At 63.8% G+C, this 12,096-nt stretch carries 11 protein-coding genes and 1 pseudogene; 9 read left to right on the forward strand and 3 right to left on the reverse strand.

The window, feature by feature from the left end; translation table 11 throughout:
- Positions 1-23: 23 nt before the first annotated feature.
- Together THIMADRAFT_RS11780 and THIMADRAFT_RS11785 are read right to left on the reverse strand one after the other, a co-directional pair.
- Entirely contained in the window at positions 24-983 is a 960-nt protein-coding gene (locus THIMADRAFT_RS11780) for a serine hydrolase (RefSeq protein WP_040731098.1), read from the reverse strand.
- A 403-nt stretch (positions 984-1,386) separates the two neighbouring features.
- Complete coding sequence (locus THIMADRAFT_RS11785) at positions 1,387-1,746, reverse strand: TusE/DsrC/DsvC family sulfur relay protein (RefSeq protein WP_007193265.1); 360 nt, start codon at positions 1,744-1,746, stop codon at positions 1,387-1,389.
- 71 nt (positions 1,747-1,817) lie between these two features.
- Here THIMADRAFT_RS11785 and fcl point away from each other — a divergent pair, with 71 nt between their 5' ends.
- From fcl to THIMADRAFT_RS11815, 6 genes are all read left to right on the forward strand, one after another.
- Positions 1,818-3,011, forward strand: a complete 1,194-nt coding sequence (gene fcl, locus THIMADRAFT_RS11790; protein ID WP_007193266.1) for a GDP-L-fucose synthase — start codon at positions 1,818-1,820, stop codon at positions 3,009-3,011.
- A gap of 292 nt (positions 3,012-3,303) precedes the next feature.
- Positions 3,304-4,395, forward strand: a complete 1,092-nt coding sequence (gene gmd / locus THIMADRAFT_RS11795; protein ID WP_007193267.1) for a GDP-mannose 4,6-dehydratase — start codon at positions 3,304-3,306, stop codon at positions 4,393-4,395.
- Between the two features lie 484 nt (positions 4,396-4,879).
- The gene (locus THIMADRAFT_RS11800; RefSeq protein ID WP_007193268.1) at positions 4,880-5,947 is read left to right on the forward strand and encodes an undecaprenyl-phosphate alpha-N-acetylglucosaminyl 1-phosphate transferase; all 1,068 of its coding nucleotides are present in this window, start codon (positions 4,880-4,882) and stop codon (positions 5,945-5,947) included.
- A 15-nt stretch (positions 5,948-5,962) separates the two neighbouring features.
- Entirely contained in the window at positions 5,963-6,478 is a 516-nt protein-coding gene (gene rfaH, locus THIMADRAFT_RS11805) for a transcription/translation regulatory transformer protein RfaH (protein ID WP_007193269.1), read from the forward strand.
- A gap of 249 nt (positions 6,479-6,727) precedes the next feature.
- Positions 6,728-8,164, forward strand: coding sequence for a nucleotide sugar dehydrogenase (locus THIMADRAFT_RS11810; RefSeq protein WP_007193270.1), 1,437 nt, complete (start codon positions 6,728-6,730; stop codon positions 8,162-8,164).
- A gap of 66 nt (positions 8,165-8,230) precedes the next feature.
- A complete protein-coding gene (locus THIMADRAFT_RS11815) occupies positions 8,231-10,189 on the forward strand; it encodes an ABC transporter ATP-binding protein (RefSeq protein ID WP_233490241.1) in 1,959 nt (652 codons plus the stop codon).
- 197 nt (positions 10,190-10,386) lie between these two features.
- Here the strand turns inward: THIMADRAFT_RS11815 and THIMADRAFT_RS11825 are convergent.
- Positions 10,387-10,782 (reverse strand): annotated as a pseudogene (locus tag THIMADRAFT_RS11825) (transposase); the annotation flags it as partial.
- Positions 10,783-10,909: 127 nt separating this feature from the next.
- Here THIMADRAFT_RS11825 and THIMADRAFT_RS11830 point away from each other — a divergent pair.
- The 3 genes from THIMADRAFT_RS11830 to THIMADRAFT_RS11835 are packed head-to-tail and all read left to right on the forward strand — an operon-like array spanning position 10,910 to position 12,078.
- Positions 10,910-11,278 (forward strand): antitoxin Xre/MbcA/ParS toxin-binding domain-containing protein, encoded by a 369-nt coding sequence (locus THIMADRAFT_RS11830; RefSeq protein ID WP_007193273.1) that lies wholly within the window; start codon positions 10,910-10,912, stop codon positions 11,276-11,278.
- Positions 11,279-11,296: 18 nt separating this feature from the next.
- The gene (locus THIMADRAFT_RS25690) at positions 11,297-11,845 is read left to right on the forward strand and encodes an RES family NAD+ phosphorylase (protein WP_007193274.1); all 549 of its coding nucleotides are present in this window, start codon (positions 11,297-11,299) and stop codon (positions 11,843-11,845) included.
- On the forward strand, positions 11,842-12,078 hold the full coding sequence (locus tag THIMADRAFT_RS11835; protein ID WP_007193275.1) for an RES domain-containing protein: 237 nt from the start codon (positions 11,842-11,844) through the stop codon (positions 12,076-12,078). Before THIMADRAFT_RS25690 ends, THIMADRAFT_RS11835 begins: the two co-directional genes overlap by 4 nt.
- The last annotated feature ends 18 nt before the right edge of the window (positions 12,079-12,096 follow it).

Below are 12,096 nucleotides of genomic sequence, written 5' to 3' on the forward strand. Positions count from 1 at the left end.
GCCTCTGCGCCCCTGCGTCCTCGTCAGACCAGTCGGTAGCGGTCTTTCATGTCCTGGTAGATCAGGTTCGACACGCGCCGGATGACATCCCCGCGACTGCGGATCCATGCGCCGTAATTTTCCGCGCGGCTCGGTCGCTCGATGATCCCGACGACGGTGTAGGCGTGGTTTCGACCGCGCCGATCCGGGATCTCGATCACCCCCATATCCCCGCAGAGCATCGCCGTCGAGCCGGTCTTGTTGTACACCCGCGCCGCTTCGGGCAAGGCAGCCACGCCCTTGGACAGACGGTTGCCGCTGGGCAAACCCATCATGCGCAGCATCTCCTTGCTGTTGGGCATGCGGCCATCCCAAACCGAGATCAGAAAACGGCTGTAGTCGTGCGCCGAGGCCTGGTTGCGGTAGGTTTGCCCGGTCGTCGGGATCTTCTCGACGATGCGGGTCTCTTGGAAGACGGCGGGTGCACGTTGCTTGAGGACCAACTCGACATCCGCGGGACCGCGGCGGGACTGCTGCTCGCTGACCAGATCCATGATCTTGTTGGTGTCGGGATTACTGCTGCGCTGGAGCATCCTTTCCATGGATCGGCGCACCTCGTCGGTGTAGCGAACCTGGCCGCGTTTGCCGTCCATCTGGAAGAAATAGGCCTGTGCGACGAGCGGCTTGATCATGCTCGCGGCCTGTCGCGGCACGCCCTCGTTGATCGAGACGACCTTCTTGCGTGCGGAGAAATCGTAGACCGACCAGGATGTCTTCTCGCTGGGTTGCAGCATGCCTTGGCGGCGCATGCTCGTCACCAGCTCCACCACCTGGCGTTGCAGCGAGCCCCGCGTCGGGGCTGCCGCGGCAAGGTCGGGTAATCCTCCGGCCAAAAGGCCGGCGGAGGTTGCGGCAAGGGCCGCAAGAAAGGTGCGTCGATCGGGACGGATCAGCTCTCCGTCTTCGGCGATCGGTTGCTCGTCGGTGTCGTAGCGCTCGTACATGGTCGGTTCCCCCCTAGCTCTGCAGTCGGCCTGCATCCGCCTGCCGGTGCGGTCGAGAGGCATTCAGCACGTCTCCCGATCGGGTTTTTCGACGTGTCCGAGACCAAGACGCACCCCGACGTTCTCCCGAGCCGGACATCCCCCGGAGAACCCCGAGATATCTCTGGGCAATAGGCGGTAGCAGCTCGAAGGCAAGAATAGGCGGCTCTCGTCAGGTTGGCAAGAAAACGCCGACGAAAAGGCTCGATATGTCAGAAGGATTGCGCCCGTTATTGATGAGAGTTGGAATCATCTGAGCTGCCGAGTCCGCGATGCCGGACGGGTGACCGAAATCGCAACCGGCGCGCGGTCACGGACCGCGCCGCCGCTTGGATACCGAGCGTACGTGTGCTCGGTACATCTCCTACTGGACGCTTCCGAACGATTTGTCCACTGCGCCCGACGGGGCCTGAAGACCGGCAAACCGGCAGCCTTGCGCGACCGGGCCGCCCGGGAAGATCCCGTAGAGATATTTGAGGCCACCGCGCGCATGAAAGGCCTCTTCGAGCGCGTCGTGAAGATCACGCACATTGGGTTTCTCATGACGTGCGAAATAGCCCTGCAACGCCTTGATCATGTCCCAGTGATCGTCGCTCAGCGTTACCTCGTCGGCTTGAGCCGCGTTGAGCGCCTGCTCGCGCGTCCAGTCGTCCGGGGCGTCCGGAAACTCCGCGTCGCGCACGACGGAGCTCGGATTCATGATCTCACCCATGCTTTGTGCCACGATCGTTACCTCCTGAGAATGAATGATCGGTCGTCGTTGCAGCGCTGCGGCCATCGGCAGCACTGTGCCCGATGCTGCGACCCGGGCGGCTGAGAGGCCGGTCCGATGTCGTGCTCGGTAGGGCACGAGTGTCGAACCTGAGGGAGGATCCGTCAACCGCTTTGCCCGGGTCCGAGGCGTACATCTCGGCGGTTCGCGGGGTCTTGCCCGCAAGGCTGGCAAGCCGACCCGTCGGGGCGCTACCCTACGCACTCCCGAACACGGCATTCAGAACGGAGGGCGGCGTGAGCGAGCAGGACCAGGTCGGGTCGAGGATCTATGTCGCCGGACATCGCGGCATGGTGGGTGGCGCCATTGTGCGCCGGTTGGAGGCGGCGGGTGTCTCGGACATCCTCGCGCGTACCCATCGGGAGCTGGATCTCACGGATACAGGTGCGGTCGACGCCTTCTTCGCCGCGACCCGCCCGAGTCAAGTCTATCTGGCGGCGGCCAAGGTCGGCGGCATCCAGGCCAACAACAACTTCCCGGCCGAGTTCATCCATCAAAATCTGATGATCGAGGCCAACATCATCCACGCCGCCTGGCGCAACGGTGTGGAGCGCCTGCTCTTTCTCGGCAGCTCCTGCATCTATCCGCGCCTCGCCCCGCAGCCGATCACCGAAGAGGCCCTCTTGACCGGACCGCTCGAGTCCACCAACGAGCCCTATGCCGTCGCCAAGATCGCCGGGATCAAGCTCTGCGAGTCCTACAACCGCCAATACGGGACGGATTTCCGCAGTCTGATGCCGACCAACCTCTACGGACCCGGCGACAACTTCGACCTGGAGAACAGCCACGTCATCCCGGCACTGATACGCAAGTTCCACGAGGCGAAGACCGAAGGTGCGCCCGCGGTGACCGTCTGGGGAACCGGCACACCGCGTCGCGAATTCCTCCATGTCGACGACCTCGCCGATGCCTGCGTGCACCTCATGGGACTCGCGCCCGAGACCTATCGGGCACACACCCGGCCCATGTGCTCCCACGTCAACGCCGGCGTAGGCGAAGACGTCAGCATCCGCGAGCTCGCCGAGACGATCGGCGAGGTTGTGGGCTTCGAAGGCGAGATCCGCTTCGACACCGACAAACCCGACGGCACGCCGCGCAAGCTCCTCGATGTCGGTCGTCTCGCCGCGCTCGGCTGGAGCGCGCGCACCCGCCTGCCGGATGGATTGGCACAGACGTATGCCTGGTTTCTCGAGCATCGGGATGGGCTCAGGACTTAAACCGCGTCCAGCACGGTATGCGATGTTTTTGGATCGGATCGGACCCGGCAGACGTGACGACCGCTGGAGCCGGCGCGGTTTAACATATTAGAAAACGGGACGAAAAATTCTGCGACGGTTTGCTCAAGACTTACGGCGTAAGGGACAAAATGCCTTCCAGGCATGTGCATTCGGGATGCCTATTGTCGGAGATCGCCTTACGATCCGGCGGGGCCGATCGTTTCGGCCCGCATCGTCCAGGGCCGACGCAACGGCAACACAACAGATTGCATATCGACATCGGGGTAAGGACATGACCACCAAAAAGGCGCTGATTACGGGCATCACGGGACAGGACGGGGCCTACCTGGCCGAGCTGCTGCTCTCCAAGGGCTACGAGGTGCACGGCATCAAGCGGCGGACCTCGCTCTTCAATACGGACCGCATCGATCATCTGTACCAGGATCCGCAGCAGCCGGACCGGCGATTCGTCCTGCATCACGGGGATATGACCGACTCATCGAGCCTGATCCGCATCATGCAGCAGGTCCAACCCGACGAGCTCTACAACCTCGCCGCACAGAGCCACGTCGCCGTCTCCTTCGAAGAGCCCGAATACACGGCCGACTCCGACGGTATCGGAACCCTGCGCCTGCTCGAGGCAATCCGCATCCTCGGTCTCGAGCGCAAGACCCGTTTCTATCAGGCCTCGACATCCGAGCTCTACGGCCAGGTGCAGGAGGTGCCCCAGAGCGAGACCACGCCCTTCTACCCGCGCTCGCCCTACGCGGTCGCCAAGCTCTACGCCTACTGGATCACCGTCAACTACCGCGAGGCCTACGGCATCTACGCCTGCAACGGCATCCTCTTCAACCACGAGAGCCCGCGACGCGGCGAGACCTTCGTTACCCGCAAGATCACCCGCGGACTCGCCCGCATCAAGCTCGGCCTGCAGGATCGGATCTATCTCGGAAACCTCGATGCAAAGCGCGACTGGGGCCACGCCAAGGACTATGTCCGCATGCAATGGCTGATGCTCCAGCAGGACGCCCCCGAGGACTTCGTGATCGCCACCGGGCACCAGTACTCCGTGCGCGACTTCGTCGCCGCCGCGGCCGCGGAGATCGGCATCCGGATGCGCTGGGAGGGCGCCGGCCCGCTCGAAAAAGGCTTCGACGAGGCCACCGGCACCTGCATCGTCGCCGTGGATCCCCGCTACTTCCGCCCGACCGAGGTCGAGACCCTGCTCGGCGACGCCACCAAGGCCCGCGAGCGCCTCGGCTGGTCCCCCGAGATCGGCTTCCAGGCCCTCGTCGCCGAGATGATGCGCGAAGACCTCAAAGAAGCCGAAAAAGACGCCCTATGCCGCCGCGAAGGCTTCAACGTGGCCGAACGCCACGAGTAACCCCGCCATCCCCTCGACTCGGGAGATCGCCGAATCGCATTCTACCGTGCCCGCTTTTGCCCGCCGGGACCCCAGGCTTGGGGCGTAGGTGCGGAGCTCGGCGTAGGCGATCGCGATGCGCAAGCGTTCGGGATCGATCGTGCAAGCACCGCCGCTGCCATCTCCGGCGGCCGCCGGACGAACGCTCTGAGTCTGCGAATTTCTTATCGAATCGCCGCATGGAAACAACGCACGGAGCGGCCCTCCTTCAGCGTAGATTATTGCGTATTCGCAATAAAAACGCGGCTTGTGCTTTCTCCATGATGAGGCTTAAATAGCTGCGGCGCATCCCCGAAACCGGATCTCCGTCGCAGCGACGAGGGGATCGACACAAAGGACTCGTTATGGACGTTTGGTGGATTTCGGTGCAAGGATCTGGTAAGGAGGCGGACATGCTCGTGTGCGATTCGGACAGTGTCGACAGATTCACGCAGGAGCTCCTCCGGTGATCACGATTGCAGACATGGCTGTCGCGTTTCTCATCAGCAGTCTCGTTTTGGGCGGGCTCTATCCCCTAGCGCCCGGGATCGGGCTGATGGATCACCCGGGCGAGCGGCGCAAAGTCCATCGCCACGCCGTTCCGCCGATCGGAGGGATCGCGATTTTCTCCGGGCTCGTCGCCAGCGCCCTACTCAGCCTGCCCTTTGCCGCGTCCCACCTCTACGGTATGGCCGGTGCCGCGCTCTTGGTCGTGGTCGGTGCCATCGACGACCGCTTCGGTCTCGGTCCGAGGGTGCGCTTCGTGTCGCAAGTCCTTGCGGCACTGCTGCTGACTCTCGGTTGCGGCGTGACCCTCACCTCGCTGGGCGACTTGCTTGGCTTCGGACCGATTGACCTCGGCGTGTTTTCCGTCCCCTTCACCGTGTTTGCGATGGTCGGCGTCATCAACGCCGTCAATATGATCGACGGCATCGATGGATTGGCTGGCGGCATCATTCTGATCGCGCTCACGACACTGCTGCTCCTCGCACCCGAGATCGGCCCGATTCAAGTTCTGTTGCTCACGACGATCGCTGCGCTGATTCCCTACCTGATCTGCAATCTGGAGCTGTTCGGCGTGACCGGGCGCAAGATCTTCCTCGGCGATGCGGGAAGCCTCCTGCTGGGCTATATCCTGGTCTGGGCCCTGGTCGATGCGGCCGGACCGGCCGGGAGCATCGATCCGGTCACGGCAATCTGGCTCGTCGCCATACCGCTGATGGATACGCTGCGCGTCATGGGTGGGCGGATCCTCCATGGAGTGTCTCCCTTCAGCGCCGATGCAGGCCATCTCCACCACTTCCTGTCTCGCGTGTTCCACAGTACACGGAAAGCCCTGATCCTCATGCTGGGCGCAGCGATCCTGTTGACGGGGATCGGTGTCTTCGGTCTTCTGAATCAAATCGGGGAGGCCGTCATGTTCTACGTGGCCATGTCGATCTTTGTCGCCTACCTGCTGGTCGCCCGTTACGTCCACAGTCTGTCGCAGGCATTGGAGCAACGGAATCGACGGATCGCGGGTGAAGTGATCTGATCGAGGCGATGCAAGATGAACTGCGAGACCGGCGCGGAAGCCGCGCCCCAATGGTATTTGGTGCAGTCCAAGCCGCGGCAGGCCGACCGCGCCGAGGTGAATCTCGTCCAGCAGGGCTACAGCGTCTTTCACCCGCAAATGATGGTCGAGCGGATTCGTCGCGGGCGACGCATGACGGTCGAGGAGTCGCTTTTCCCCAACTACCTGTTTATCCGCCTGCGCCGTTGGGTCGACAACTGGTATCCGTTGCGCTCCACCCGCGGTGTTGCGCGCTTGGTGGCCTTCGGCCGCGAGCCCTTGGCTGTGGAGGATGCCATGATCGAAGAGATTCGGCGTCGTCTCGAAGCCAGACCGGCCCAGTCCAGCCTCAGTCCCGGCCAGAAGGTCGAGATCATCGAAGGCCCCTTCCGCGGGCTCGAGGCCATCTTCAAGGTCCACCAAGGCGAGCGCCGGGCGCAGCTCCTGATCGAGCTGCTACATCGCCAAGTGACGCTGACGATCCCCGTCGCAGACATCCGCCGCTCGGCCTAGCCCGCGCCGTCGAATCGAGCGACACCTGTCCAAAAACCCTACGGGCGGCTTCAGTCGCCCCAGACAACAGGGTGGGGGAGACTTCAGGCGCTTCCAGACACAGAGGACGCCTCGAGACACCCGTGCGGAGGTGTCGGCAGAGACTAAAGCCGCCCTCCAGCCCCTAAAGGGAAATGCCCAGGACAAACGTCCGCCTCGATTCCCCGCGCCGACTCAACATCCAACCTACAGCAGCAGGCCCGAATCCCGATGGACAAACACCTCGCCCATCTCACGAACCCAGACACCCCCATCGCCATCATCGGTCTGGGCTACGTGGGTCTGCCGCTCGCCGTGGAGTTCGCAAAACATCGCCCCGTGATCGGCTTCGATATCAACCAAGCCCGCATCGCCGAGCTGCAATCCGGCCGCGACGGCACGCTCGAGGTCACCCCCGAAGACCTCGCCGCCGCTCGCCACCTCAGCTGCACGAGCGACCTCGACGCCCTCTCTCCCTGCCGCATTTTCATCGTCACCGTGCCCACCCCGGTCGACGACTACAAGCGGCCTGACCTGACGCCCCTGATCAAGGCCTCGGAGACCGTCGGCAAGGTCCTTAAGCCCGGCGACCTGGTCATCTACGAATCCACCGTCTATCCCGGCTGTACCGAGGAAGACTGCGTCCCCGTGCTCGCCCGCGCCTCCGGTTTGACCTACATCTATACCGACCGTCGCACTGCGGCACCCGCGACGCCTCCCAACCCCGACCGCCGAGCATCCGGCGTCGGTCGGATGGAAGACAGCGTCGCGCGACCCTCCGCCGGGGTCCTGCACGAGGGCTCGATGCCATCCGATTACAAGGGCTTCTACTGCGGCTACTCCCCCGAGCGCATCAACCCCGGCGACCGCGAGCACCGCCTCGTCACGATCAAAAAGGTCACCAGCGGCTCCACGCCCGAGATTGCCGCGATCGTCGATGCCCTTTACCGCGAGATCATCGTCGCCGGCACCCACCCGGCCAGCAGCATCCGCGTTGCCGAGGCCGCCAAGGTCATCGAGAACACCCAGCGCGATCTCAACATCGCCCTCATGAACGAGCTGTCGCTGATCTTCGACAAGCTCGGCATCGACACCCTGGAGGTCTTGGAAGCCGCCGGGAGCAAATGGAACTTCCTGCCGTTTCGCCCCGGTTTGGTCGGTGGACACTGCATCGGCGTCGACCCCTACTACTTGACCCACAAAGCCGTCGCCATCGGCTACCACCCCGAGGTCATCCTCGCCGGGCGACGCATCAACGACCGCATGGGCGCGCACGTCGCCGAAACCGTCGTGAAGCTCATGCTCCAAAACGGCATCGGTGTGTGCAACAGCCGCATCCTGGTCCTCGGCTTTGCCTTCAAGGAGAACTGTCCCGACCTACGCAACACGCGCGTCATCGACATCGTCCTGGCCCTGCGCGAATACAACATCGCCGTAGACTGCTACGACCCCTGGATCGACACTGCCGAGGCCAAACACGAATATGGCCTCGCGTGTTTGCCCGAGGCCCCGGCGCCCGGCACCTACGACGCCGTCATCCTCGCCGTCGCCCACCGCGACTTCATCGAGACGGGCGCGACCGGCATCCGTCAGTGGGCCAAGCGCAAGTCGATCCTCTACGACGTCAAATCCGTCTTGCCCGTCGATGCCGTCGACGGCCGCCTCTAATGCCTGGATCGACCATCAGGTTTGCCTCTTCAAAGAAGGGGGTTCCTCGGGATCGATCCGGAGAATGTGATCGACGATCACCAAGATATCGGCAAGAGCAATCGCAGGGCGTCGAAAAACCGCAACGCCGAGGTCACCTCACATGCCGCGGCGCGTTGTCCTGACGCGCGCGCGGCAAACCCCTCGCTCGATCACTCCTCACCCGTAAGAATGCCTTCGGACGTCAAGCGCGACCCGCTCCGCGACATTCCCCACTATCTGCGGGTGTTTCAAACCCATCTCGGCGGGCGGATGTATCTCATCTTTGCGCTCGGGCTCGGTGCCGCCCTGGCGGAGGGCTTCGGTATTCTGATGTTGCTGCCGCTGCTGCAGGGCCTGGACGGCAGCGGGGCCGAAGCGACGACCGGGGTCGGCAAGCTCCTGGGGGAGCTCCTCGCTGCACTCGGACTCGGGCAGTCGAGCGTCGGCGTGCTGCTCTTTATCGGCGCCGCATTTCTCCTGAAAGGGCTTTTTCTGTTCGGCTCCGGTGCCTATCGCGCCCTACTCGAAGCCCAACTCATGCGCGAGATCAAGGCGCGGCTGTTCGACGACTACAGCCGCATGAGCTATCGCTATTATTCCAGCCGCAATACAGGGCACTTCATCAATGTGATCAACGGGCAGGCAAACGCGTTTTATATTGCGTTCAATGCCATGATGGGCTTGGGCTCGGCCGTCATCACGACCGTCATTTACCTGGGGCTGGCGTTTGCCGTTGCCTGGCGCTTCGGGTTGATGGCGCTGGTGATCGGGGTTCTGCTGCTGTTGCTCTTCCGCGCCCTCAATCGCTATGTGCGCGAGCTCTCCCGCAAGAGCGTGACGGAGCACGGGCATCTCGCGGCGCTCCTGATTCAGACCTTGCAGGCCTTTAAATATCTCGCCGCGACCGGGCAAGTCGGCCATTTTCGCACCGCCGTCATGGGCTCCATCTATCGCCTCACCGGCTACCAGGCGCGTACCGGAATAGCCTATTCCTTTACCGGGGCGATCCGAGAGCCACTCTCGGTGCTCTTCATCATCGCCATCGTCGTGGTGCAGCTGGTCGTCCTGAACCAACCCTTGGCGCCCATCATGGTTTCGATCCTGCTTTTTCACCGCGGTCTAGGTTCCGTGCTCGGGATCCAGACCGCTTGGCAGGGGACACTCGGACTGGTCGGCTCGGTCGAGATGGTCTGCGACGAGCTGGCGGAGCTGGCGCGACACCGCGAGCCCGACGGTCCGTATCAGCTCGGGCCGTTGAGCCGGAGCATCGAGCTGCGCGGCGTTCACTTCGCCTACACACCGGAGCTCGGCGAGGTGCTCAAGGATGTCTCCCTGAAGATCCCCATCCGACAGTCGGTCGCCTTGGTCGGAGAGTCCGGGGCGGGGAAGTCCACGCTCGTCGACATCCTCACCCTGATGCTCAAGCCAACTCAAGGACAGGTTCTGATCGACGGCATGCCCGGCGACCGGATCCAGCTGGCGTCATGGCGTCGGCAGATCGGCTATGTTTCGCAGGAGACCGTCGTCTTCGACGACACCATCGCCAACAACATCTGTCTCTGGGAAGGCGACGCCTCGCGCGACCCCGCACTGCTCGAGCGGGTGCGTCAGGCCGCCCGACAGGCCCATATCGCCCGCTTCATCGAGTCCCTGCCCGAGGGCTATGCAAGCATGGTCGGAGATCGCGGCATGCGACTGTCCGGCGGACAGCGCCAACGCCTCTTCGTCGCGCGCGAGCTCTTCAAACAACCCAATCTCCTGATCCTGGACGAGGCCACCAGTGCGCTCGACTCGGAATCCGAGCAGGCCATTCAAGCCAGCATCGATGCCCTGAAAGGCCGGATCACGGTTGTGATCATCGCCCATCGTCTCTCGACCATCCGCAACGTGGACTACGTCTATGTCTTTGATCAGGGGAGCCTGGTCGAGCAGGGGCCGTACCAACAACTGCGCGACGCGGACGATTCCCGGTTCCGGCGCATGGTCGCGATGCAGACCCTGTGACGACGGCGTGGCTGGTCGGGGCGATCAGCTCCGCAGTGCGATCGCGGTCGGAAAGTCGCCGGCCTTCGCGACCGCGTCGGGCGTGCCTTCGGCGACGACCAGACCGCCCGCGTCGCCTGCTTCCGGCCCCAGGTCGATGATCCAGTCGGCTCGGGCATGCGGTCGAGATTGTGCTCGATGACCAGAACCGAACCTGATCAGCAAGGAAGTTCAGCCACGCGCCGGATCCAGGGTTCCGGGCGCGGCGCGCACGTCACCGTCGCCATCGGCAGCCGGGTCGGCAGCGCCTGCAGATCGAAGCGGCGGTTGAAGCGATAGGCGATCGCGCCGAGGTAGCGCTCGGCATATTTGCCGAAGTCGAAGCTATGGTAAGCGCCGCTGAAACTGGTCTTGAGATTGCCTGGGACGGTGTTGACCCAGTGGAACATCGGCAAGTCCTTGGGTTTGCGTGCACCGACGACGGTCGGCTGGTGGGTGCAGCCGATGTCGGTGACGCCGGCGAAGCAGGCCAGGCCGTCGGGTGCGAGGTCGAGATCCACGCGCTCGACAATCCCTACTACGATCTCGAGCGTTTCGGCATTCACTTCGTGGCCTCGCGGTAGCCTGCGGCCGCGCGATCTATCCCCGCGGTTGGGCGTAGAGCAACCTCTGCTCTGTTGACCTGCCCGGAACATGCCTCATAATTTGACCATCGAGTGGTCATACTGCCGAGGCACTATTATGTCCGTTCCCGCCGAGCTGCTCACCGACGTGGTCACCGACGAGGGGATGATCGCGACCGACCGCCTCGCCGAGCGACTGCGCATCACCAAGACAGAACTGGCCCTGGCGACGGGACTGTCGCGCGATGCGGTCTCCAAGCGCAGTCGGCTGCGCTCGCGTCAGACCCAGGCACGGCTGCGCGACACCGTCGAAATCATCAACCGCGTCACCGACTGGGCCGGTTCCGCCGGGCGCGCCTTTGCCTGGTTTCGCAGTCAGCCGTTGCCGTCGTTCGGCGACAAGACTGCCGAGGATCTGGTCAAGGAGGGCCGGGCCGAGGCCGTGAAGGCCTATCTGTCACGCATCGCCGACGGCGGTTATGCATGAATCGACGGATCAGGCGCCGTGACTGATCTCTCGCTCGGGGCGCGCTTCGCAGGCCTGGTCTATCGCGCCCATCATCCGCGCTGGGCCTATGCGCCGACTGCGTGCGATGGCGCCGCGCGTCGTGGCGGACGTTTCAACCGGCCCGGTCGCCCCGCGCTTTACACCTCGTTGACCCCTCAGACCGCCTGGTCGGAGGCCCAGCAAGGCATGCCGTTCAAGGCGCAACCGATGACCCTGGTCGCGTACCGCGTGGACTGTTCTCGAATCGTTCGTCTCGTCGATCCGCAAGCATGCGCCGCCGCCGGAGTCGACTCCGCGACCTTGAACCTAGATCCGGCAGTTGAACGGCCCCTGGAGTGTGTCCCGCGCGGTGTCCGGCAAGGCGCAACGCGGCGGCGTAGTGGGTCTACGCCAACTCGTTGCAACGCAGGCGGGTGCCGCGCGGGGCGTGCTCCAGGGGTCGTAGCGGCCTTCACCCAGCCGGTGAGCCGTCAGATGCGCGTGATCATCAAGGCCGTCAAGACCTTGCATGAAGCACGAAGCGGTCAACTGCCGGATCTAGGTTGAACTGTCCGTGGGAAGATCTTGCTGCCGCAGGGAAGACCCCGCCGAGCTGGCAACTGGCCGACACGCTGATCGCCTCGGGCGTCCACGGCGTCTTGGTCCCCAGCTTCGCGCCCGGCGCCGCCGAAAGAGATTGCAATCTGGTGTTCTGGGCGTGGTCCGAGACCCCGCCCTGCAAGGTCGTGGTCATCGACGACTTCGGGCGGCTGCCGAACGACGATGCCTCGTGGAGTTGATGTAGTGGCGTGTTCGGT

Source organism: Thiocapsa marina 5811, from assembly GCF_000223985.1.
Taxonomy (GTDB): Bacteria; Pseudomonadota; Gammaproteobacteria; order Chromatiales; family Chromatiaceae; genus Thiocapsa; species Thiocapsa marina.